The sequence below is a fragment of the Ruminococcus sp. N15.MGS-57 genome, assembly GCF_000980385.1.
In the GTDB taxonomy this organism is placed as follows: domain Bacteria; phylum Bacillota; class Clostridia; order Oscillospirales; family Ruminococcaceae; genus Hominimerdicola; species Hominimerdicola aceti.
Window position 1 is genome coordinate 1 of sequence record NZ_LARF01000036.1, and the last position, 22,655, is coordinate 22,655.

Genomic DNA, 22,655 nt, shown 5'->3' on the forward strand with positions numbered 1-22,655 from the left:
AAATGGTTTTTCTGGATATACCGAACATATTGCTTATCTCATTTACTGTAAGGTCTGCTGAAACGTTTTTCCTCAGACTTAGGTATGTATTGAACATTTTAGAAAGCTCACTTGGACGTGGCTCTTTACGCTGAATGTTAGCCTGGCAAACTATATCGAAAGCTACGTTATCATCAGTGACCTCGATAACAACGGCGTCAATGTCAAGGTGCATAAGCTTTTTGCAGGCGGCGTATCTTTTATGACCACTGAGTATCTGATAGCTGTTGCTGCTAATGCTGCGAACTATTATCGGTGTGATAAGTCCACACTTTGAAATAGAGTCGGCAAGTGCAGATATCTCATTTTCATCTATTGCAAAGGGCTGTGGATCACCATTAAAGCTGAAAGGCTCAATTTTTGACATAGGCAGTGAAACCACCTTTTGCTTATCCATGAGAAGCTCCTCAAAGTTATTTGAGAAGTTAGCTCTTGGACGATTTGCGGAGCGTTTTATATCTATCATACTGAAACCTCCTTAGTGTGTCACCGTGACACACTCTATTTTGTCAGCTATTACACGATACTCGTCTGCGAGCATATTCTTGTATTTATTTGTGCTGCTGATTTTATAGTTGCAAAGGGCGATACCCTCACGGCTGCTGTCCTGAGCTGCTTTTGACTTGCTTATGCTGCCAAGGTATTTATCATTGAATGCGGCTTTTATTGACTCAATTACTTCAGCTGACATTGTGTTGTTTTTCTCTGTCCATGTTGCGAATACTCCGAGTATTTCAAGGTCAGGGTTAGCGTACTCATGGATATCGTCAATGCTGTCAAGAAGAAGCGGTATTCCGCTCAATGCCATTTCCTGAGCAAGCACAGGTATCAAGACCATATCTGCGGCGGAAAGCGCATTATAGAGCAAGTTGCTCAGTGACGGAGGGCAATCTATGATGATATAGTCATAGCAGCCGATGTAATTACTAAGGACACGTTTCAGCACCATTTCGCAGCAGCGTGTTCTGCACAGGTCAACTTCAATTCCTGAAAGTGTTATAGTCGCAGGAATATAGTCAATGTTGTTTGGCTCGTTGTGATGAACAGCCGTCTTGAAATCAATGGTTTTCTTATTGATGATAGATGACATAAGCTCAGTGATAGTGATATCGTCAGGGTTATATTCGTACTGCATGCACGATACTGACAAGCTGCTCTGAGGGTCAAAGTCTATCATAAGGACTTTTTTCTCTCGCTGTGCAAGAATAGCGGCAATATTAAATGCCGATGTTGTTTTTGCGACGCCGCCTTTCTGATTTGCAACGGCTACGATCTTTGTTTTTGTGTTCTCCATTTAAAACACCCTTTCTGAAAATGTTTAAGTTCTCCGTATTAAGCACAGAAAAAGCGGCAGGGGAGAACGTCCTGCCGCTCAGGGAGCTACCCTGTCTATGCTTGATGATATGTGTAAATATCATCAAAAAAGCTGCCAAAGTCTTAGCAGCCATTTTCATGATATTTTGTTTAACTGAAAGAAATTTGTGGTTTTATTTTTGGATAGAGTGACTGGCTACGAACCAGTAGGTCGGGGGTTCGAGTCCCTTCTGGCGCACCAGCGTATTTACGCACTTTGCGGGCTTGCAGGGTGCGTTTTTTGTTGCCAAGCTTTGCACCGCTCAATAAGCTTTGCTGCCAACTTTGTAATGTAGGGCGAGTCCCTGTACAAAATACGCTTTACTTAGTGTAAGGCGTTTTTTTTATTTCTGTCATTGCCAAAGCACTGTCAATGTGGTATAATATGACCATTAGGAGGCATTAACTATGAACACAGAGAAAAAGAAAACCAAGGTAGACCTTGTGACGGGGTTTCTCGGAGCAGGGAAGACTACTTTTATAAAAAAATATGCCCGTTATCTTTTGGATAAGGGCTGTAAAATTGGCGTGTTGGAGAATGATTTCGGTGCAGTGAATGTGGATATGCTTCTTTTGCAGGAGCTTTTGGACGAGAATTGCGACCTTGAAATGGTTTCGGCGGCTGATAAGGATTGCCATAGACGGCGTTTTAAGACTAAGCTTATCGCTATGGGTATGCGTGGTCTTGACAGGGTCATTGTGGAGCCGTCAGGTATCTATGAAGCTGACGAGTTCTTTGATGTGCTCAGAGAAGAACCTCTTGATAATTGGTATGAGATAGGAAGCGTTATAACTATTGCAGATGCCTGCCTTGATACCAACTTGTCGGAAGCTTCTGATTATCTTCTTGCTTCTCAGCTTTCGGAAGCAGGCATAGTTCTCATGAGCAGATGTCAGGAAGCCACAAAACAGGAGCTTGAGGATACTCTAAAACACCTTGAAGCCGTGCAGAAAAAGTTCCATTGCCACAGAATGACTAAGCCTGAGATAATAATGAAAGATTGGTCGGAGCTGACAGACGATGATATGGAAAGGATAGCCAACAGCGGTTATGAGCCTGATTCCCACGAAAAGCTGTGGTTCGACCAAGATAAAGCTTATACCTCTTTGTATTTTATGAATATGAAGCTTCCCGATAATGCTATGGAAGATGCTGTGAGCAGGCTTATGAGCGACAGCAAGTGCGGAAGGATATTTCGTGTAAAAGGCTTTATGCAAAACGCTGAGGGCAAGTGGCTTGAGCTTAACGCCACCCACAAGAACATCACTGTTAAGCCTATAGAGCGAGGTCAGGCGGTGTTTATCGTCATTGGCGAGGGGCTTGACAAAGAGCACATCGACGGCTATTTTGTGCCTGTATAGTGTCAAAATATTGTAAAATAAATGCGGAATGTATTGTATATAAGCTTGGATAGTGATATGATAATTGCAGGTTATAATTACACATTTTAAAGATCGGTGCAAGTGTATCTCATGCTGCAATGTATGGCGTAAAATGCCCGTCACGGCGAGTGACTGTAGGGGAGCGGCGCAATTTCTGCTTTGCAGAAATACGACGTCCCGTTCGGAGAGCGACATGGTTTGTATAATCGCAAATTCATGCAGGCGAGCAAATGCGGGCGAACACTGTTCGCCCCTACAATACATTATGTGGACGTAAAAAGCCTTGCGTAGATAAATATAATCATAAACCAACAGGAGAAATCAATGACATACAAAGAGATAAGAAAAAACAAGGAAATAAAAGCATTTATAAAAAGGGCAGGGATAAATCTTACATCTCTGGGTTTTACAGACCATTCAGAGGTGCATACCACTCTTGTGGCAGACAGAGCCGCCGCAATACTTAAAGAGTTCGGCTATGATGAGCATACCATAGAGCTTGCAAAGATAGCAGGGTATATGCACGATATCGGCAACGCTGTCAATCGTACACACCATGCAGAGTATGGTGCAATACTTGCAAACGATATTCTCAAAGACACTGATATGCCATTGGAAGATAGGGTGACGATAGTTTCCTGCATTGGAAGCCATGACGAATCAACAGGGGGCGCAACAGACCCGGTGTCAGCCGCAGTGATAATAGGTGATAAAACAGATGTGCGAAGAAATCGTGTGTCAAATAAGGATAAGTCCTCTTTTGATATCCATGACAGGGTGAACTATGCGGTAACAGAAGCGAGCTTAAAGATAAATGCTGATAAAAAGGTCATATCCCTTAATTTGCAGATAGACGAAAGTATCTGCACCATGTATGACTATTTTGACATTTTCCTGCAGCGTATGCTTATGTGCAGAGGTGCGGCAGGTGTTCTGGGAGCAAAGTTCAAGCTTACAGCAAATGGAAGCAAAGTATTGTGATTTAACGCACAAACTATGTAGGGGAGTGGCGCAATTTCTGCTTTGCAGAAATATGACGTCCCGTCCCCTTGACATTTCGTCTGCAATCGTATTTATGTTATCCGCACAATGTTGCTCTGCATAAATTCCGGATAATTCAAATCTTGTCGCTTCGAGCGGGCTGTCAAGGGTGCCAGCCCCTACAATAATGTTGTGCGGATATTGAAAATTGTGCAAAAAAAGGGACGACCTAAGGTCGCCCCTCATTTTTATTCAGCGGTGCAAATTTGTATCATATCACAATGTATGGCGTAAAATGCCCGTCACGGCGAGTGACTATTTAACCGTCTTTTCAGTATAAGCACCATAATAGTTCACACCATTGTATTTTCTGTATGCCCTTATTCTGAATGTTTTAGTGCCTGACAGATTTTTGGCAGTGTAGCTTTTGCCTGATGTTGTGGTGAGCTTCTTCCAACTGCTTCCTGACTTAACATATATCTCATATCCTGTGGCTTTTGATACCTTGTTCCATGCAAGTGAGATATTGCTTCCAGAACGCTTTGCTGTTGTGACAGTGACGTTTGCAGGGAGCGTGCAGGTGACCACCTGTGCAGGCTTGCTGTATTGCATAACATTGTCGCTTACATAATATGCCTTTACTCTGTATGTGTACATAGTGCCTGATGACTTGCCTGAGTTGGTGTAGTATGGATAAGCAGTGTCCCCAAGCTTTTTGTAGCTGTCGGTAGTGCCTATCCACTGATAAACGCTGTAGCCAGATACTCCATTCACGCTTTCCCATGTGATAGTGTTGGAACTTGATGTGTTCACTGATGAGGAAAGCCCCTTTGGTGTGTTTGCAGGACGAATGGTGATGTCCTTTTCAGTGTAGTCACCGTAGTAATTTATGTAGTTATAATTTCTTATGGCTCTAACTCTGAAATGATAAGCTGTGTTCTGTGAAAGATCGCTTGCAGTGTAGCTCGTTCCCGAAAGGGTGGAGAGAGTTTTCCATGTTCCGTTTGTGTACATCTCTACCTGATAGCCTGTAGCCTTTGATACCTTGTTCCAGTTGAGTGTTATGGAATCAACGTCAGTGGAGCAAAGAGAGAATGATACGTTTGCAGGAAGAGTGCAGGTGGTAAGCTCAGAGGAATATGCACCCTCGATACGCTGTCCGTCAACATTGTTGAATGCCCTTACCTTGTATCTGTACATAGTGCCTGAGCTTTTCTTTGAGTTTGTGAACTTTGTGGACGTGGTCGTGCCTATGAGCTTGTAGCTGTCGGTAGTACCTATCCACTGATAGATCTCATAGCCTTCCGCTTTTTTGGAAGCGTTCCATGTTATGGTGTTTGATGTAGAAGTGTTTGAAGTGCTTCTTATGCCTGTTACTGTACTTGGTATGTCAGTGACCTCAGCGTTTACATATGTGTAGCCACCATTGTAGTATACGCCACTGTAATTTCTTCTCGCCTTTACCCTGAACTTATTAACGCCGTTCTGTGTGATACCATTCACCTTGTATGAAAGGCTTGAAGTTGTGCCGACCTGCTTCCATGCACCGTTCACATAATGCTCCACGATGTAGTCGGTCGCCTTTGAAACTTTGTCCCAGCTAATTGTGACAGAAGTTCCCCTTGCAGAAGCGGATATCTTTGAGATGTTCGCAGGAAGCGTGCAGGTGGTGAATACCTCGGAGTAATCCCCGTAAACACGCTTGCCAGAAGCGTCACTGTAGGCTCTCACCATGTATTTGTACATAGTGCCTGTGGACTTGTTAGAGTTTGTAAAATATGTATCCTTTGTATCCCCTATTTTTTTCTTTTTAGGGTCGCTAGGGCTTGTTCCCTGATATACCTCATATCCTGTTGCGTCAGGAGCGCCGTTCCAGGCAAATGTGTTGGAGGTGGAGGTGTTTTTCACTGAGATAAGGTCGGACACATAAAGTGGAAGCTTGCCCGAATACCATACGTTTACGTCAGTGTAGGCTGAAATGCCTGAAACAGTACCGCTTCCTGAATATTGCCACATATCCATGCGTTGGTCATAATTGGTGTTGCTTGTGTAGTGAGCCAGCCATATAGGATATTTCTTGCCAAGTCCTGCTCCGTCAATGTAGTAGTTTAGCCATGTGTAGTTTGCATAAACACCTGCGCTGTAGCCCGATTTTATGATAGTGTCGCAAAAAGCTGTGCAAAGAGCGGTCTTTTGAGCCTTGGAAAGCCCTGCGCTGTCAAGTCTGCCAGTGTCATAGTCAACAGACTCGATATCGTAATAAACAGGCATTTGCAGAGAATATCCCTTTATCCTGTCAAGAACGAACTTAGCCTCTGCCTTAGCCTCGGCTGTGGTTATCGCCTGCGTGTAGAAGTATACGCCAACTTTAAGCCCTGCCTTGGTAGCTCCGTCAAGATAGGTCTTGAACTTAGGGTCTTCCACAAGCGTTCCTGCACTGCCATAGCCACGGTAGCCTACTCTTATGATAACAAATTCCACTCCGCTGTTTTTGACCTTTTTCCAATCTATGTTGCCCTGATAATAGGAAACGTCAATGCCATAGACCTTTGAAACACCGCTGAATCTGTTTTGATGAGTAAGGCTGTCAGCCCCCCACAGAGCAGACATTGTCATAATGCCGTATGGATCGTTGTTTTCAAGATATTTATGATACTCAGGGTCGTCCTCAGTGACAGGCTCTAAAAGACCATCAGCCTCCATATTGCCTGTAGCATATTCAGGCTTTGATATCTGGATATCATTTGAAAGCTCACTTGACGCAATGCTTTTCTCTGCCGCATACACGAATGGAACAGACTGAGCCATTATTGCCGCTGACAAAACCACACCAGTCAGCTTTGGAATAAATTTCATAATTTCCTCCCGTAGAATTGTAGGCAGAGCTAACATTTTTTCTGCCATTTTACACGATAATTTTTACACATCCTTTATTATAGCCCTTTTACAGCACGTTGTCAAATTTGCGTTTATACAGATAAATACAATTCAGTAATTTTAAAGTTAAATCATTACACTTATTTTGAGATTTATGTAATAATAAGTAAATAAAGATGTTCATGATACACAAGATTAGGAAAGAAATTTTGTGTATCATGATATGCCTGAAATGGCACTGCAAGGCACAGTTAATGAGAATAATCAGCATTTTAGCTGGCATAATAATGGAGAAAAAAGAAAAGGAGAGCATAAAAAATGGATATATCAAAGCGAAACGCAGTTAGGATAGTGTCTTTCACAGTGGCTGTCGTGGGTGTGCTTGCGGTGAGAAATATACAACTTATGAGCAGTGAAAAAAAGGCGTTGCGTAGTGTGAGCTACACCTATTCAAGAGCCATGGGCGACCTGTGCGACGCAGTAGAGAACGTGAGCGACACTCTTGAAAAGGAACTTTATGCAGGCTCAGGAAAAATGCACCAGTCGCTTGCGGTGAAGCTTTACAGAGAAGCGTCCTCGGCAAAGGCGGCTCTGTCACAGCTTCCCATAGAAGAGCTGCAGCTTGAAAACACCTACAAATTTCTCTCACAGGTAGGAAACTACTCCATGGCAGTGAGCGAGAGGCTCATGAACGGCGAGGAGATAACAGACGAGGAGTATGAGAACATATCCTCGCTCTATGACTTTTCCAAAGAACTTTCCGAAGATATGTGGGAGCTTGAAAGCTCAGTGAACAGCGGTGAGATAGCCCTCACCCAAACAGGCTCACAGCAGAGCGACCCGCTCACAGTGACAGAGGGCTTCTCAGACTTTGAGGGAAGCTTTGAAAGCTATCCAAGCCTTATTTATGACGGCCCATTCTCAGACAATATCATGGAGCGTACCCCACGCATGACATCTGAGGCAGAGAACGTTTCACATACCAAAGCCCTTGAACGCTGTTCCCTGGGGCTTAACATGAACTCCACAGTGTTCACAGATATCTCAGAGGTAGAGGGCAAAATGCCATGCTGGAGATTTTCAAACGAGGATAAGACGGTAGCTTGCGAGGTGACAAAGCAGGGTGGATATATCTCATATTTCCTCAAAAGCCGTATCAGCGAAAGCACAGAGCTTACAAATGAGCAAGGAGTAAAGGCAGCAGAGGATTTTCTCGATGACCTTGGCATACTGTCCATGAAAACCACCTACTATGAGAATATCGACAACGTTCTCACAGTGAATTTCGCCTACAGCGACCTTGACGTGTGCTGTTACACCGACCTTATAAAAGTTTCAGTGGCAATGGACGACGGAGAGATATTAGGCTTTGACGCAAAGGGCTTTTTGGTGAACCACTATGACAGAGATATCCCCGAAGCGGATATATCCCAAAGCCGAGCGAAAGAGAGCGTGTCCCCACGCCTTGAAATAGTATCCGGCAGGCTTGCACTTATCCCTACCGACGGTTTGGAGGAGAAGCTGTGTTATGAGTTCAGGTGCAGGGCAGAAAACGGCAGGAACGTGCTTGTATATATAAATGCACAGACCGCTGAGGAGGAGCAGATACTCATTCTTGTGGAAAGCAAGTCAGGAACACTGACTGTATAAAGTAGGAGGATAAAAAAATGTCAGATTTCAGAAATTCAAAGACAAAGGATAACCTTATGAGAGCCTTTGCAGGGGAAAGTCAGGCACGAAACCGCTACACAATGGCGGAGGAAAAAGCAAGACAGCAGAAGCTGTATGTGCTTGCCGACCTGTTCAAATTCACTGCCGATCAGGAGAAAGTTCACGCAAGGATATTCTACGAGCATCTCAAAGAGCTGTCAGGAGAGAGCGTGTTTGTTGACGGCGGTTATCCTGTGGATATTTCGGAGGATATGTGTACCTTGCTTGGTATGGCAGACCACAACGAGCGTCAGGAATCAGACGACGTTTATCCTGCATTTGCTGAGGTCGCAAGGCAGGAGGGCTATGGAAAGATAGCGCAGGACTTTACGAATATCGCCAAGATAGAGAATGTTCACGGCAAGCGTTTTGCGGCATTTGGCAAGCTTATGAAAGAGGGAAAGCTGTTCTCTTCCTCCCAGTCTGAAACGTGGGTATGCTTGAACTGCGGTTATATCGTGGAGGGCACGCAAGCCCCTGAGAGGTGTCCTGTTTGCGGAGAAGCGCAGGGATATTATATTAGACTGTCCATGGCTTCATGGGGAAGTAATTGTAACTGTGATAAATAGTGCTCTGTGCGGTGCGGCTGAAAATGCCGTGCCGCATTGTGCTTTGTAAAAATACATCGCCGCAGGCGATACCATAATTCCTCACTCCTCACTCCTCATTCCTAACTTTCCCGATTTGTTTGCATTATTCACAATTATATGTTATAATAAAAATAATTGCGATAAAACATGAAAGGACTTGTGATAATTGATATATCTTGATAATGCCGCCACCACAAAACCTTGTGATGAAGCTAAAGCGGCTGTAATGAAAGGCTTGGAGGTCTTCGGAAACCCCTCTTCTCTGCACAGAGCAGGTCTTGACGCTGAACTTCTTGTTTCTGACGCTCGTGAGATCATTGCCGACGCTCTCAGTGTTACCCCTGATGAGGTCTATTTCACTTCAGGCGCTACTGAAAGCAACAATACCGCTATTTTCGGGGCTTACAAGGCTCACGGAAAACGTAAAAAGCGTGTTGTCATATCCTCTGTTGAACACCCTGCTGTGAAAAATCCTGCCCAGGAGCTTGAAGATATGGGCTGTGAGGTCATAAGGATATCACCTGACGAGAACGGCGAGATAAACGCTCGTGACATCTTTGCCGCTGTGAACGAGGACACTTTCCTTGTTAGCTGTATGCTTGTGAACAACGAAAACGGCTACATACTCCCTGTGGAAAAGGCTTTTTCTATGATAAAGAAAAAATATCCTCAGGTGCTTACTCACTGCGACTGCGTTCAGGGCTTTATGAAAATTCCTGTAAAAGCCAAAAAGCTGAATGCCGATATGATATCCCTCAGCGGTCATAAAATATATGCTCCAAAGGGCATCGGTGCGCTGTATGTGAAAAAGGGCATTCATATACCGCCTTTTATGCTTGGGGGAGGACAGGAAAAAGGCTTTCGTTCGGGTACTGAGTCAGTGCCGCTCATATGCGGTTTCGGTGCGGCGGTGAAAAAGCTTGCGCCGAATGTTTCTGCGAACTTTGAAAAGACGGCTGATATCCAAGACTATCTCATAGAAAAGTGTAACGAAAACGGTGATGTTTTCGTAAATTCACGAAAAGGCGGCTCGCCTTATGTCACAAGCATTGCCGTCAATGGGTTAAAGTCCGAAGTGCTTCTCCACTATCTTGAAAAGCGTGAGATATATGTTTCAAGCGGATCAGCCTGCTCAAAGGGCAAGAAAAGCTCTGTGCTAAAAGAGTTCAGATATCCCGAGCAGAGCCTTGACTCCACTATCAGGATAAGCTTTAGCATCGACACCACAAAGGCCGATATCGACGCTCTTATGGAGGGCATAAAGTCTGCGCAGAATGACCTGTGCAAGGTAAGGTAAAACACGCAAACAAATGTTTTGTACTATTTATAAAGGGGAACGGCGAAAAAGGTCGCTTTTGACAGGTTTTTGACGAGGACTTTTTTTGTGCAGTTTTCGTAAAGAAAGGATAAAATTTATGAAAGAAATCATTCTCTGCAAATATGGCGAGATAGCTCTGAAAGGTCTTAACAAATCAAGCTTCGAGAGCATGATGACAAAGAGCGTAAAAAGAAGACTTAAAAGCTGCGGACAGTTCAGCGTATCAAAGGCGCAGTCCACATTGTATGTTGAGCCACTCAATGATGACAGTGATGTTGACATGGCAGTGGAAAAGCTGTCGAAAATTTTCGGTATCGTTAAGCTTTGTCGCTGTTGCGTTTTGGAAAAGGATATGAACGAGATACTCACAAAGTCACTTGACTATATCGAGGACGAAATGGAAACTGCGAGAACTTTCAAGGTCGACGCAAAGCGTTCAGATAAGAAGTTCCCATTCAAGTCCCCTGAGATATGTATAGAAATGGGCGGAAAGATACTTGAAAGATTCCCACACCTTAAAGTTGACGTTCACGATCCTGACGTTGTAGTAACAGTGGAGATAAGAGAAACCAACGCTTATGTTCACGCAGGCTCTATCGAGGGCGCTGGCGGAATACCTGTCGGCTCAAGCGGAAAGGCAATGCTTCTTCTCTCAGGCGGTATAGATTCGCCTGTTGCAGGCTATATGATGGCAAAGCGTGGTGCGATAATATCCGCTATCCACTTTGAAGCTCCTCCGTATACTTCTGACAGAGCGAAGATGAAAGTTGAAAAGCTTGCCAAGATAATCACTGCTTACTGCGGTGATATCAACTTCTTCTGCGTGCCTTTTACGGAGATCCAGGAGCTTCTGAGAGATAACTGCCCTGAGGAGCTTTTCACTATCCTGATGAGAAGACTTATGATGGAGATTGCACAGAGAATATGCGAGAAAGAGGATATCCAAGCCCTTGTCACAGGAGAGAGCCTTGGACAGGTAGCGAGCCAGACTATGTATGCAATGGTCTGCACAGACGCCGCTTGCCGTATGCCTGTATTCAGACCATGCGTTGGTATGGACAAATCTGAGATAGTGGAGATAGCAAGAAAGATAGATACTTTTGATACCTCTATCCTCCCTTATGAGGATTGCTGTACGGTTTTCACGCCAAAGCACCCTAAGACAAGACCAAATCTTGCAGACGTTGAAGCCGCTCAGAACGCTTTCGATTGGGAGCCTTATATCCAGAAAGCTATCGAGGGAACAAAGCCTTATCTTATCAAAAACGCATAGCGTATTTTCATGGCGTACACCCGTTGCGTGGTGTCTGTGAAAAGGTTACAAACAGGTTAAAACTGTAACAGCTTGTAGCTTAATTGTACGCTTTTTTGTACCCGAATATTGTGTCTTTCCATGGTGAAAAATGCCGAAAAGCCCCGAATTTTCAGGGCTTTTCTTTGCGTCCGAAAGGGTGTTGAATGGGCTTGCTAATAATGAAAAATCAGTAATTTGGTAACAAAAGTGTAACATCTGCTTGCAGAATTTGCTATTAACATTGGTTTTTAAAAAACGTCGAATTAACAAAATGGACAAAAAGAGCCGATTTTTTATGTGCAATATATAACTAAAAGGGGTGATTATTACTATGAAATTTGCTGAAGGTGACAAAGTGGTTACAGATAGTATTGACATAGTTACAAAAAGTGTAGTAAAATATATGATAAAGAGCGGTCGGAAGCTGTGTACTGCGGAAAGCTGTACAGGCGGAATGATAAGTCAGACGATCACTTCCGTTTCGGGAGCGTCGGAAATGTTCCTCGGCGGTGCTTGCACCTATACGGAGGAAATAAAGATGAAGCTTCTGAACGTGAAAAAGGAAACGCTGGAGCAGTATACTGTTTATTCTGAGCAGACAGCCAGTGAGATGAGCAAGGGTGCGCTGAAGCTTTTCGGTGCAGATTGTGCAGTGGCTGTTACTGGTATAGCAGGCCCAAGCGGCGGCTCTCAGGAAAAGCCTGTGGGAACTGTATATGTTTCAGTGAGAAGTCGTCAGAAAGAAATAGTCAGACGGCTTGAGCTTTATAAAGAATATGAGAATTTGGACAGAAGAAAGATCCGTATGCTTACAACAGAAACAGCACTGAGAATGGTGCTTGAACTGTATGAACAAAAGGCGGAGGCTTGAAATAAATGTCAATGGCTAATGAAACAATGAATCTGTCCGAAAAGGACGATACAAACTTTTTTGTAAGAGTAGTAAGATATTTTATCCCGTGGAAGGGCGACGGAGCAGGAGAAGTGTTCAGAAAGATAGTGTTCATGTTCTCTATCGTGCTTTTCTGTGTTTCTCTTAATGAGCTTTCTGATTTTCTGAAAGCCGACGAGCAGGATCAGAACTATATGCAGGAGATCGTAAATTATGAGCCTGACTTTAGCGATGACGTTGACCTGAGCAAGAATAACGGCTCAGACGATATTGACGTTTCTGACCCTGAGGCTTCAACGAAGGACAGAGAAGTTCAGGGTTGGGCTAAGAAGCTTCTGAAAAGGAACAAGGACGTCGTAGGCTGGATAAAGATCCCCGGCTTTAAAAATTCCGCAGGTGATGAATATATAAACTTCCCTGTTCTTAAAGGCAAGGATAATGAATATTATCTTTACAAGAATATAGACAAGCAGTATTACGAATCGGGAAGCATTTATGCAGACGCTTGGTCTACCATAAATAAGGACGGGCAGTCTGACAATATCACGATATATGGTCATAACATGAGATATGTGGGAACTTCTTTTACTCATCTTACTGAGTATAAAAAGGGAGTTGATTTTCTTAAGAAATATCCTGTTATCGAGTTCAATACTATCTATGACAGCAACTGTAAGTATGTTATCGTGGGTGCGTTCGTGACGGGAATACTTGAAAATCAGGACGACGGAAAGCTCTTCAAATACTGGACTACCAGATATTTTGACGACGCTGACTATAAGTTTGACGATTGGATCTCAGAAGTGAGAAAGCGTTCGTGGTATTCAAACGATATCGAGTGTACAGCAGACGATAAGTATATATCGCTCTCAACTTGTACAAACGAAACTTCAAATCTCAGGTGGGTGATCGTGGCAAAGAAAATGACGGCTGACGATAACCTGGATCTTATAATAGATTCCTATAAGGACAAGGCAAATAAGGATATTTATTTTCCTAAATGCTGGAGAAACGTATACGGAAACAATAAGAAGTATTTCGGCTGGGATTATTGATGTTTATTACACCAAATCGGTGTAAAATAAATTTTAGCTGACGTCAAGCTCACGGACGGCAGTGAAGACGGTTTGCGTGCAGACGGTCGGAAAGGGTAATGTGATTAAAATGAAGCAGAAAAAAACTGAAGACAGCATAAAGCGAACAGCTAAGCCGTCGGTCAGGAAAGTAGGAACAATGCTGGGCAGCGGTGCGCTGGCAGTGCTGATGATAGGTACAGTAAGTATCTTTGCACTTACAAGCGGCAACAACGAGGCTCAGAAGGACACAAAAGCTGCAATAACCAACACTAAGACCACTTCTGTGACAGAAGCAGAAACTGAGAGAGATGAGACCTATACTTCAATGAACACCGTTACATGGAGAAAAGCGGGTATCAGCGAGTATAAAATGGCACAGGCAGAGTCCGAGACAACAACTTCCGCCAAAGCCACTACAACAAAAAAGACAGAAACTACTAAAAATGCAGCAAAAGAAACAAAGGTCAATAACGTAACAATGGTCGCAACTGAGATCGTGAACGTCAGAGAAAAGGCTGACAAGAACTCAGAGATAGAAGCTATCGTTGCAACAGACGAGGAAGTTATCGTTACGGCTGAAACAAGCGACGGTTGGTATAAGGTTACATACGGCGACTACAGCGGATATGTAATGAAGGACTATCTTAAAAAGGCAGAGGTAACAACAACTTCCGCTGCGAAGTCCGAAACTACAACAGCAGCTAAGAAGTCTGAAACAAAAAAGACTACGACAACAAAGGCTAAGACAACAAAGTCTGAAACAAAAAAGACAGAAACAAAGAAAGCAACAACAGCAAACTCGAACAGTTCTGTTATAAGCTATACAGATGAAGAATTTGATATGCTTTGCTACGTTCTTCAGGGCGAGGTAGGAAACTGTTCAGAGCAGAGCAAGATCGCTGTTGCAAATGTTATTATCAACAGAGTGAAAACAGGTAGATTTGGAAGCTCTATAAGCGACGTTCTTACAGCGCCAAATCAGTTCACTGCAATAAACGGCTATTACAGTGGCAGAAACAAGCCAACTCAGAATACTATTGATTGTGCAAAGAGAGCGCTTAACGGCGAGGATAATTCAAACGGTGCAGTTTATTACTACGCTCCACAGTATTGCGGTGGAAGCACAGCGTCTTGGTTTGAATCACTCACATTCTGCATGGAGCTTGATGGTCAGAGATACTTCAAGTAATATTTGAAGTTTTTGGCTAAAATGCCGATATTGCAGATGCAAAATTGTATATTATGCTGAAAAGTCAGGACGAAACTTAGCTTTGTCTTGACTTTTTTTCAGTATTTGATAAACTATTATTTAGGTATGCAGTGAGTATTTTGCTGCCATTGGGAATGTTTTGCGGTGTGACCGCTTGAAGGTAAGGACAGTGTCTTGACGATGAATTTGATGACAAAAAAGATATGTGCAAATGTCTGCGCAGCGGTAATGAGCATAACTGCCGTTGGTATATGCGGTGAGCTGCTGCTGGATAATAAAAGCGTGGGCGCAGAAAAAGCCCCTGCGGTGCAGGTCAAAAACGTTGAAGCTCAAAGCGTTAAGACCACTGCCGCTACTGAGGTCTATGACTTTGTGAAGTTCAAAAAGTCCTCTGTGGATAAGTATGATATGTCTTATGTTCAGCAGAAAAAGCAGGCAAAGACCACAAATAAAAAGGCTTCAGCCAGTGAGTTTACTGTGGAAATGCCTGAGGATAAGGGCGAGTATTACGATATAAAGAACGACCCTGCTAACTTTACAGATACAAGAAGCGTCGCTGATGAGTATTATACTGTCAATGATATAATCTCAGGAAATATCGTCACTCTTAATGGTCATGAACTGCTCTGTCAGATAGTCAACAGCGAGATAGGCGGTGAGTGGGGCGAGGAAGCCATAAAGGCGCAGGCCGTGGCGGCTTATACATGGGTCAGATTTAACGATTCTATCGGTGCTATACCTACGGTGGGGCTTAAAAGCGGATATTCTTCAAAGATAGAAAGATGTATAAATGCCGTTGAGGGTCAGACCGTTATGTATAACGGCAATATCATAAATGCAGTTTATTCTGCTTCAACAGCAGGTTATTCTACCACCAGCGAGGATATATGGGGCGTTTCTTACCCGTATCTCAAGCGTGTAAAGAGCGAGTTTGATGATAAAGATCCTAACTGGGGCATTGAAGCTACATATACAAAAGACGAGGTCAAGGAGCGTATCGAGAGCCAAACTGATATAAAGCTTTCCGACGACGTGAAGAACTGGTTTAAAATAGACTCTGCTTTCAGCGGAAAGTATATAAGCGGAGTGACTATCGACGGCCATACGAGCTGTACATATGATGGCAGTGAAGCTAGGATAACAGGTATCACGCTCTGCAACCTCTTTGATGTGAAATCGAACGCCATGGAGATAAGCTATAAGGACGGTGTGTTCACTTTCAAGTCCTATGGCTGGGGTCACGGCGTTGGAATGTCGCAGTGGGGCGCTTGCTATTATGCCGAGGCTGGCTATACATATGATCAGATACTTACTCACTATTATGTGAATTGCTATCTTGGTCTGTCGGCTGTAAATGACAAAGCTGTAAAGAGAGGTCAGATGTCGCAGGACGAGATAGATAAGGAGATAAAGGATTCAGAGATAGTTGACGAGGGCGGAAACGCTTCAGGCGACAGCAAAGATGACAGTGAGCCTGCACAGACTCAGCCGACCGAGAACGGCACTGTTACCACCGCTCCTGCTACAGAAGCACCTGATTCTACAACAACTTCGTTTGACGATCAGCCTGAGGATAATATCACCATAGAGCAAAATACAGAAGAAATATTATAACCGAAAGGGAGAATAAAAATGGGATTTTTTTCACCTAAGAATACACCTGAAAATGCAGTAAAGGCACAGATAGACGCAAAGCTTGCCTTTATAAACGATAAGTATACCGAGATAGGCAGATATGTCAAGCTCAGAATGGCTGACAAGATAGAAGAGCCGGAGGTGAAAAACCTTATTGCTCAGATAGACGCAACTCTTGAAGAACTGAAAAATCTTAATGAACAGCTTCTTACCATCAGAGGAATGAAACTTTGTTCCGGCTGTGGCCACGAGATACCAGTGAATATGGCGTTCTGCCCTAACTGCGGAACAAAACAGCCTGAAATGGCTCAGCCTGTTTATCAGCAGCCTGCTCAGGGCGGTGCAGTTCCAATGGGCGCACAGCCTGTTATACAAAATAGTCAGGGCTATCATAATCACCCTGTTTCATCTGCTTATACTCAGCCACAGGCTAATCCTGTTTATGGCAATCCTGCTCAGCAGAATGTTCAGACAGCCGCTCCTATCCCTGAGCCTGCTGTGGCACAGACTGCTGCACCTATCCCACAGCCTGAAACAGCACCTCAGCCTGCACCAATGCCACAGCCTGCTCCGGTGATAGCAGAAGCTCCAGTGCAAGAGCCTGTAAACAGCAGTTTTGTATTCTGCTCTCAGTGCGGCCACAAAGAGCCGGCAGGCGTTAAGTTCTGCTCAGAGTGCGGAATGAAGTTGTAATAAAAAAACTAAGGCAGCGCAGGATAATAAGTGCGTTGCCTTTTTGAGTAAGAAGTAAAAGAAGTAAAGGAAGATCTTTATGTCAGTGAATATTTCAAGCGAGCTTATGGATTATGATGTTATACTTGCTTCAGCGTCGCCAAGAAGAAAAGAACTGCTGTCATTGATGTGTGAGAATTTCAGGGTTATCCCCTCTGATTGTGACGAAAAAATACCAGAGGACGTTACACCAGAGCTTGCCCCTGAGTATCTTTCAGGGATAAAATGCAGATGTATCGCTTCTGTCTATGACCTGAGCGTTGTTATCGGCTGTGACACTGTTGTAATATGCGATGGGGAAGTTCTTGGTAAGCCTGTGGACGAAGCTGATGCCATAAGAATGTTAAAAATGCTGTCAGGCAAGACTCATCATGTTGTAACAGGCGTTACCCTTGGCAGAGGCTGTCGTTACAGTAGCTTTTCCGTTGATACCGCAGTGACTTTCAGAGAGCTTTCCGACCAGGAGATAAAAGCCTATGTGAAAAGCGGCGAGCCTATGGATAAGGCGGGGGCTTACGGCATACAAGGGCTTGGAGCACTTCTTGTGGAAAAGATAGACGGGGACTTTTATAACGTTGTTGGTCTGCCTGTGAGCAGGCTTGCAGAGGAGCTGCACGAGTTTTTGAAGAAGGTTCAGTCGAAGTAGATCTTCTTGTTGCTCTCCTGAGTTTTCGGGAACACTGTCACCTTGTCGTTTCCGTCAACTATGCAGAGAAAGACCTTGTCAGGCGATGAACAGCCTTGCTTTCTTATTTCGTTGGTGAGCCATTTTATCTCCTTGCCTGCGTATTTCAGGTTGTCCTCCATAATAACACCGTCAAGGATAAGGTCGGTGCAAAGCTTTTCGTCCTGCTTCTCATATCCTAAGTCTTTTGGAGTGAGGGGTGCTTCTGTGGCACGTTCCATGAAAGAGATAGTGCCGTTGGTTTCCAGAATAGCGTAGTAAATCTTTGAGATGTCGAAATAGCCTGACGTTCTTGCTCTTGAAAGCAGATCGTTCACATCAAGCTTGGCGGTCTTAAGGTTTTCGGGATATATTTTGCCTTTTTCAATAAGCAGGATAGGCTTGCCCGAAAGAAAATGTCGGCAGTGGATAGATTTCATCGTAAGCACAGACAACAGAAAGCCTGTCAGTCCGTAAAGCACCATTGCGATAACAGGCACGATAAGCTCGTCCATTTCCTGCGAAACAGCCATTTCAGAGGCGATAGAGCCTATGGTGATTCCGTTGATGTAGTCAAAAAGCGTGAGCTGTGATATCTGCTTGTTGCCAAGAAGCTTTGATATGGCAAACATAACGATTATAGAGCCGACTGTGGCAAGTATGGTGTGAGTGATGTTCATAGGTGTTTGACCCCTTTCTGAATATGCCCTTATTATCTGCATATGCGAACGTATTATTCTTCTGACGCATATTATGACAGAGAAACGTTGTGAGCAGGAAAGGGCGGTATCAGTGGAAAACAGGGGATCGTGCTGCGGTCAGCAGCTTAATATAATGGCTGCGGCATTTGCAAATTATCTTGGCGAGGGTTTGAGCGTTGACCAGCTTGGGCTGCTGTCAGCCTTTTTGCAGTCGGTGGGCGAGTCGCTTGACGTTATCGCCTCCGCAAGGCAGCTTTGTGCAGGAAATGATAATAATATAGCAGATAATTGATACAGGAGCGTAAAATGGGACTTTTCAGAAAAAATAAAGGTACGCCCTTGAAAGAGCTTGAACGCTATCATGGGAAACGAGTTTCCTATGTGGTGGAGCGTGAGGGCGCAGAGGAAAATGTTATCGGAAGAACAGGCGGAATATCTGTGGACAGCGAAAAGCTTGTGGTGGTGTGTGACGGACACGAGGTTTTCAGGTGCAGTACCGACGGCATAGTCTGCGCTGAGCTTATGAGCCACAACGGAGCGGATATAAAGGGCAGGGATATGACCACAGGGAAGCTTCGTCATATCGTTGTGCATTACGCAAACAAAAGGTGATATTTTTGCAAATGCACTCTCTTTGCACATAATTCTATCACATTGCAGTGGTAATATTATTACAGTCGGAAAGGAAAGACCGACAGTTAAAAAGACTTCATGATTGTTTTCTTCATATATTTTTTCTATACTTCCTTAATGAATAAAAACCTGCACGAGCGTGTGGGTTTTTATTTTTTGTATAATGTCTTAGAGAAAAATTCATTTTATTGCTGTTGACAATTCATATTTATGGTGATATAATGATTGTATTGAATATCGTAAAGGCTGTGACGAGAAAGGTGACGGTGCGAATACTTCGCAGAGAGCGGACGTTTGGTGAAAGTCCGCAGGGATAACGCCGTCAGGATCATCTCTGAGCTGATCCGCCTAAGCAGATGTGTTAAGCGGATACGGTTTCTCACCGTTAGAAAGAGATATGAGTGGCAGGCTTATGGTCTGCAATCAGAGTGGTAACACGGAGATATTATGTCTTCGCCTCTAGTCAGGCGAGGGCTTTTTTTATTACATAGAAAAAAGAGGTTGTTTTTTATGCTTACATTGGATAAGGTTTTTGACGCTTCAAACGTGCTTAAAGAGGTCATCAGACCAACAGCGTGTATCCATGCGCCAAAGGTAAACCCTGATTGTGACGTTTATCTGAAAACAGAAAATCTTCAGGTAACAGGTTCTTTCAAGGTAAGAGGAGCTTATTATAAGATATCACAGCTTTCAGACGAGGAAAAGTCACACGGCGTTATCGCCTGCTCAGCAGGAAACCACGCACAGGGCGTTGCTCTCGCCGCAACAAAGAACGGTATAAAGTCTATCATCTGTCTTCCTGACGGCGCACCTATCTCAAAGGTAGAGGCAACCAAGGGCTATGGCGCTGAGGTATGTCTTGTGCCTGGCGTTTATGATGACGCTTATGCAAAGGCTATCGAGCTTCGTGACGCTAACGGCTATACATTTATTCACCCGTTCGATGACGAAAATGTTATCGCAGGTCAGGGAACTATCGGTCTGGAGATACTAAGTCAGGTGGCTGACGCAGACGTTATCGTTGTTCCGGTCGGCGGCGGCGGACTTATCTCAGGTGTTGCATTCACTGTAAAACAGCTCAAGCCAAGCGTTAGAGTATACGGCGTTCAGGCTGAAGGCGCACCTTCAATGGTAAATTCACTTAAAGACGGCAAGATAGAGTGCCTTGAAAGCGTTCACACTATCGCAGACGGAATCAAGGTAAAAGAGCCTGGCGAGCATACCTTCGAGTATTGCAGTAAGTATGTTGACGGCGTTGTTACAGTTTCAGACGACGAGATATCATCAGCTATCCTCCACCTTATCGAGAAGCAAAAGCTCGTTTCAGAGGGCGCAGGCGCAACACCTGTTGCCGCAGTAATGTTTAATAAGATACCTGACATCAAGGGCAAAAAGGTCGTATGTCTTGTTTCAGGCGGAAATATAGACGTAACTATACTTTCAAGAGTTATCAAGAGAGGTCTGCTCAAGTCTGGCAGATCTGATACTCTTACTATCCAGCTTGAGGACAGACCTGGTCAGCTTAGAGATGTTTCAGAGATAATTTCAAAGCTTGGCGGAAACGTTGTTTCTGTTCACCACGAGAGAGCAAGCGAGGACAGCGATATCACAGATTGCTTGCTCAGACTTGTTCTTGAAACAAGAAACTTCGATCATATCAGAGAGATAAGACAGGCTCTTACAGCCGCAGGCTTTAAGATAGTCAATAAGTAATTTTAAGACAGGAGTAGATAAAAATGGCAGAAGTTGTTTACACAAAGAACGCACCGGACGCAATCGGTCCATATTCACAGGCAATGAAGGTAGGAAACCTTGTTTTCACATCAGGTCAGATAGCAATAAATCCAGCAACAGGCAACGTTGAGGCAACAACTATCGAGGAGCAGACACATCAGGTTTGCAAGAACCTCACAAACGTTCTTGAAGCCGCAGGAACATCTATCGGCAAGGCTGTAAAGACAGTATGCTTCCTTAAGAATATGTCAGATTTCGGTGCATTTAACGGAGTTTACGGCGAGTATTTCACATCAAAGCCTGCACGTTCATGCGTTGCCGCAAAAGAGCTTCCAAAGGACGTTCTCGTTGAGGTAGAGGTAATCGCTGAGGTATAATTTAGCATATTATCTTGTAGTGGAACGGCTGAATTTCTGTTTCACAGAAATGCGACGTCCCATTATTGTGGAGCTGTATTTCAAATATTTCGGGCGGCATATGTCGCCCGTTGTTTTTCTGTAAAAAGGGGTGAGGAAAATAAGCAGTGAGTTTATAAAAAGCAAAATGCGGACGGTGAAAAAATTCTCCATAGCCTTTGCAAAGTGGGTCTTTATCGCCTGCGCAGTGGGCGTAATAGGGGGAATAGTCGGCTCGCTGTTCCATATGGCGGTAAACTTTGCCACAGGCTTCCGTGAGTGTCATAGCTGGACATTGTATCTTATGCCGTTGGCAGGTCTGTTTATCATTTTCAGCTATCGTGTCTGCAAGGTGAACGAGGAGACCGGTACAAATCTTATCATAAGCTCTGTTCGTGGAAACATCAAAGTGCCGCTGCTTATGGCGCCTCTCATCTTTCTAGGCACCGTACTCACCCACCTTACGGGCGGTTCGGCAGGACGTGAGGGTGCGGCTTTGCAGCTTGGCGGAAGCATTGGTGCAAAGGCAGGCGAGCTTTTAAAGCTTGACGAAAAAGACTCCAGCCTTGTGATAATGTGCGGAATGAGCGCAGTGTTTGCCGCACTTTTCGGCACGCCTTTGACTGCGACTTTTTTCGCTATGGAAGTAATAAGCGTGGGCGTTATATACTATGTGGGTCTTGTGCCTTGCATAGCTTCCTCTCTTATCGCATATAAAATATCGCTGTTGGCAGGGCTTGCGCCAACAAAGTTCAACATAACAGGCATACCAAGGCTTTCCCTTGTGTCTGTGACCCAGATAGCGGCGCTTGCGGCTCTTTGTGCGGTGATATCCATACTCCTTTGCATGGTAATGGAGTTTTCACATTCAAGATTTCAGATGTATCTGCCTAACACCTATCTCAGGATAGCTGTAGGTGGCGTTGTGATCATTGCATTGACTTTGCTTGTAGGTACAAGGGATTACAACGGAGCAGGCGTAGACGTTATCGTGGCGGCTTTAGAGAAAGGTAAGGCGCACCCAGAAGCCTTTGCCCTGAAAATGCTTTTCACCGCCATAACTATAAATACAGGCTTCAAGGGCGGTGAGATAGTCCCGACCTTCTTTATCGGAGCAACTTTCGGCTGTACAGCCGCAGGCTTTTTGGGGCTTGACCCATCATTCGGTGCGGCTATAGGTCTTGTGGCACTTTTCTGTGGCGTTGTGAACTGCCCTGTGGCTTCCATACTTCTCAGCTATGAGCTTTTCGGTGGAAGTGGGCTTGTGCTTTTTGCGGTTGCCTGCGGAGTAAGCTATATGCTTTCGGGCTATTACGGACTTTATTCCAGCCAGAAAATAATGTACTCAAAGACAAAGCCCGAATATATCAACATAAATGCAAAATAAAAGGCGTTGTAAAAAAACAGCGCTCAAAGAGTCGAGATTTCCTGCTTTTGG

Annotated in this window: 21 protein-coding genes and 1 other annotated feature; of the genes, 17 read left to right on the forward strand and 4 right to left on the reverse strand. The window is 44.2% G+C overall.

Features of this window, described 5'->3' with window-relative positions; genetic code table 11:
* Positions 1 to 505, reverse strand: a 505-nt coding sequence (locus WS40_RS08015) for a ParB/RepB/Spo0J family partition protein (protein WP_046441618.1), incomplete at its 3' end; no start/stop codon positions are given.
* A gap of 12 nt (positions 506 to 517) precedes the next feature.
* Positions 518 to 1,333, reverse strand: a complete 816-nt coding sequence (locus tag WS40_RS08020) for a ParA family protein (RefSeq protein ID WP_046441619.1) — start codon at positions 1,331 to 1,333, stop codon at positions 518 to 520.
* 467 nt (positions 1,334 to 1,800) lie between these two features.
* On the opposite strand from WS40_RS08020, the gene WS40_RS08025 reads away from it, so the two are divergent.
* Both WS40_RS08025 and WS40_RS08030 read left to right on the forward strand, forming a co-directional pair.
* On the forward strand, positions 1,801 to 2,754 hold the full coding sequence (locus tag WS40_RS08025; RefSeq protein ID WP_046441620.1) for a GTP-binding protein: 954 nt from the start codon (positions 1,801 to 1,803) through the stop codon (positions 2,752 to 2,754).
* A gap of 345 nt (positions 2,755 to 3,099) precedes the next feature.
* Positions 3,100 to 3,756 carry an HD domain-containing protein gene (locus WS40_RS08030; protein WP_022287608.1) on the forward strand — a complete coding sequence of 219 codons (657 nt, stop codon included), beginning with the start codon at positions 3,100 to 3,102 and terminating at the stop codon, positions 3,754 to 3,756.
* Between the two features lie 315 nt (positions 3,757 to 4,071).
* On the opposite strand, the gene WS40_RS11555 is transcribed toward WS40_RS08030, so the two are convergent.
* The gene (locus WS40_RS11555; RefSeq protein WP_325208490.1) at positions 4,072 to 6,612 is read right to left on the reverse strand and encodes a GH25 family lysozyme; all 2,541 of its coding nucleotides are present in this window, start codon (positions 6,610 to 6,612) and stop codon (positions 4,072 to 4,074) included.
* Positions 6,613 to 6,951: 339 nt separating this feature from the next.
* On the opposite strand from WS40_RS11555, the gene ypeB reads away from it, so the two are divergent.
* The 10 genes from ypeB (at position 6,952) to WS40_RS08085 (ending at position 17,736) form a co-directional block, all read left to right on the forward strand.
* Positions 6,952 to 8,283, forward strand: coding sequence for a germination protein YpeB (ypeB, locus tag WS40_RS08040; RefSeq protein ID WP_046441621.1), 1,332 nt, complete (start codon positions 6,952 to 6,954; stop codon positions 8,281 to 8,283).
* Between the two features lie 17 nt (positions 8,284 to 8,300).
* Positions 8,301 to 8,912 carry a rubrerythrin gene (gene rbr / locus WS40_RS08045; protein ID WP_046441622.1) on the forward strand — a complete coding sequence of 204 codons (612 nt, stop codon included), beginning with the start codon at positions 8,301 to 8,303 and terminating at the stop codon, positions 8,910 to 8,912.
* A gap of 187 nt (positions 8,913 to 9,099) precedes the next feature.
* The gene (locus tag WS40_RS08050) at positions 9,100 to 10,230 is read left to right on the forward strand and encodes a cysteine desulfurase family protein (protein ID WP_046441623.1); all 1,131 of its coding nucleotides are present in this window, start codon (positions 9,100 to 9,102) and stop codon (positions 10,228 to 10,230) included.
* A 118-nt stretch (positions 10,231 to 10,348) separates the two neighbouring features.
* Entirely contained in the window at positions 10,349 to 11,524 is a 1,176-nt protein-coding gene (thiI, locus tag WS40_RS08055) for a tRNA uracil 4-sulfurtransferase ThiI (RefSeq protein WP_046441624.1), read from the forward strand.
* A 352-nt stretch (positions 11,525 to 11,876) separates the two neighbouring features.
* Positions 11,877 to 12,416: a CinA family protein gene (locus WS40_RS08060; RefSeq protein ID WP_046441625.1), complete on the forward strand. Its 540-nt coding sequence runs from the start codon at positions 11,877 to 11,879 to the stop codon at positions 12,414 to 12,416.
* 5 nt (positions 12,417 to 12,421) lie between these two features.
* Positions 12,422 to 13,492, forward strand: coding sequence for a class B sortase (locus WS40_RS08065; RefSeq protein WP_022287615.1), 1,071 nt, complete (start codon positions 12,422 to 12,424; stop codon positions 13,490 to 13,492).
* A 109-nt stretch (positions 13,493 to 13,601) separates the two neighbouring features.
* The gene (locus WS40_RS08070; RefSeq protein ID WP_046441626.1) at positions 13,602 to 14,702 is read left to right on the forward strand and encodes a cell wall hydrolase; all 1,101 of its coding nucleotides are present in this window, start codon (positions 13,602 to 13,604) and stop codon (positions 14,700 to 14,702) included.
* Positions 14,703 to 14,903: 201 nt separating this feature from the next.
* A complete protein-coding gene (locus tag WS40_RS08075) occupies positions 14,904 to 16,337 on the forward strand; it encodes a SpoIID/LytB domain-containing protein (protein WP_325208491.1) in 1,434 nt (477 codons plus the stop codon).
* Between the two features lie 18 nt (positions 16,338 to 16,355).
* A complete protein-coding gene (locus WS40_RS08080; RefSeq protein ID WP_046441627.1) occupies positions 16,356 to 17,051 on the forward strand; it encodes a zinc-ribbon domain-containing protein in 696 nt (231 codons plus the stop codon).
* Positions 17,052 to 17,130: 79 nt separating this feature from the next.
* Positions 17,131 to 17,736 carry a Maf family protein gene (locus WS40_RS08085; RefSeq protein ID WP_181979751.1) on the forward strand — a complete coding sequence of 202 codons (606 nt, stop codon included), beginning with the start codon at positions 17,131 to 17,133 and terminating at the stop codon, positions 17,734 to 17,736.
* Here the strand turns inward: WS40_RS08085 and WS40_RS08090 are convergent.
* Positions 17,724 to 18,476, reverse strand: a complete 753-nt coding sequence (locus WS40_RS08090) for a DUF421 domain-containing protein (protein ID WP_117925142.1) — start codon at positions 18,474 to 18,476, stop codon at positions 17,724 to 17,726. The genes WS40_RS08085 and WS40_RS08090 overlap by 13 nt on opposite strands.
* Positions 18,477 to 18,507: 31 nt before the next feature.
* Between WS40_RS08090 and WS40_RS08095 the strand changes: the two genes are divergently transcribed.
* From WS40_RS08095 to WS40_RS08115, 5 genes are all read left to right on the forward strand, one after another.
* On the forward strand, positions 18,508 to 18,747 hold the full coding sequence (locus WS40_RS08095; protein WP_022287621.1) for a hypothetical protein: 240 nt from the start codon (positions 18,508 to 18,510) through the stop codon (positions 18,745 to 18,747).
* A gap of 14 nt (positions 18,748 to 18,761) precedes the next feature.
* A complete protein-coding gene (locus tag WS40_RS08100; RefSeq protein WP_022287622.1) occupies positions 18,762 to 19,067 on the forward strand; it encodes a hypothetical protein in 306 nt (101 codons plus the stop codon).
* Positions 19,068 to 19,327: 260 nt separating this feature from the next.
* Positions 19,328 to 19,552, forward strand: a binding site (T-box leader).
* Positions 19,553 to 19,598: 46 nt separating this feature from the next.
* Positions 19,599 to 20,801: a threonine ammonia-lyase gene (gene ilvA, locus WS40_RS08105; protein WP_022287623.1), complete on the forward strand. Its 1,203-nt coding sequence runs from the start codon at positions 19,599 to 19,601 to the stop codon at positions 20,799 to 20,801.
* Between the two features lie 23 nt (positions 20,802 to 20,824).
* On the forward strand, positions 20,825 to 21,199 hold the full coding sequence (locus WS40_RS08110) for a RidA family protein (protein ID WP_022287624.1): 375 nt from the start codon (positions 20,825 to 20,827) through the stop codon (positions 21,197 to 21,199).
* A gap of 166 nt (positions 21,200 to 21,365) precedes the next feature.
* A complete protein-coding gene (locus tag WS40_RS08115; RefSeq protein WP_046441633.1) occupies positions 21,366 to 22,604 on the forward strand; it encodes a chloride channel protein in 1,239 nt (412 codons plus the stop codon).
* Positions 22,605 to 22,655: the final 51 nt, after the last annotated feature.

Coding starts and splice junctions, on each gene's coding strand:
- WS40_RS08020 (WP_046441619.1), bottom strand. CDS start 1,333: ATGGAGAACACAAAAACAAAGATCGTAGCCGTTGCAAATCAGAAAGGC.
- WS40_RS08025 (WP_046441620.1), top strand. CDS start 1,801: ATGAACACAGAGAAAAAGAAAACCAAGGTAGACCTTGTGACGGGGTTT.
- WS40_RS08030 (WP_022287608.1), top strand. CDS start 3,100: ATGACATACAAAGAGATAAGAAAAAACAAGGAAATAAAAGCATTTATA.
- WS40_RS11555 (WP_325208490.1), bottom strand. CDS start 6,612: ATGAAATTTATTCCAAAGCTGACTGGTGTGGTTTTGTCAGCGGCAATA.
- ypeB (WP_046441621.1), top strand. CDS start 6,952: ATGGATATATCAAAGCGAAACGCAGTTAGGATAGTGTCTTTCACAGTG.
- rbr (WP_046441622.1), top strand. CDS start 8,301: ATGTCAGATTTCAGAAATTCAAAGACAAAGGATAACCTTATGAGAGCC.
- thiI (WP_046441624.1), top strand. CDS start 10,349: ATGAAAGAAATCATTCTCTGCAAATATGGCGAGATAGCTCTGAAAGGT.
- WS40_RS08060 (WP_046441625.1), top strand. CDS start 11,877: ATGAAATTTGCTGAAGGTGACAAAGTGGTTACAGATAGTATTGACATA.
- WS40_RS08065 (WP_022287615.1), top strand. CDS start 12,422: ATGTCAATGGCTAATGAAACAATGAATCTGTCCGAAAAGGACGATACA.
- WS40_RS08070 (WP_046441626.1), top strand. CDS start 13,602: ATGAAGCAGAAAAAAACTGAAGACAGCATAAAGCGAACAGCTAAGCCG.
- WS40_RS08075 (WP_325208491.1), top strand. CDS start 14,904: ATGAATTTGATGACAAAAAAGATATGTGCAAATGTCTGCGCAGCGGTA.
- WS40_RS08080 (WP_046441627.1), top strand. CDS start 16,356: ATGGGATTTTTTTCACCTAAGAATACACCTGAAAATGCAGTAAAGGCA.
- WS40_RS08085 (WP_181979751.1), top strand. CDS start 17,131: ATGTCAGTGAATATTTCAAGCGAGCTTATGGATTATGATGTTATACTT.
- WS40_RS08090 (WP_117925142.1), bottom strand. CDS start 18,476: ATGCAGATAATAAGGGCATATTCAGAAAGGGGTCAAACACCTATGAAC.
- WS40_RS08095 (WP_022287621.1), top strand. CDS start 18,508: ATGACAGAGAAACGTTGTGAGCAGGAAAGGGCGGTATCAGTGGAAAAC.
- WS40_RS08100 (WP_022287622.1), top strand. CDS start 18,762: ATGGGACTTTTCAGAAAAAATAAAGGTACGCCCTTGAAAGAGCTTGAA.
- ilvA (WP_022287623.1), top strand. CDS start 19,599: ATGCTTACATTGGATAAGGTTTTTGACGCTTCAAACGTGCTTAAAGAG.
- WS40_RS08110 (WP_022287624.1), top strand. CDS start 20,825: ATGGCAGAAGTTGTTTACACAAAGAACGCACCGGACGCAATCGGTCCA.
- WS40_RS08115 (WP_046441633.1), top strand. CDS start 21,366: ATGCGGACGGTGAAAAAATTCTCCATAGCCTTTGCAAAGTGGGTCTTT.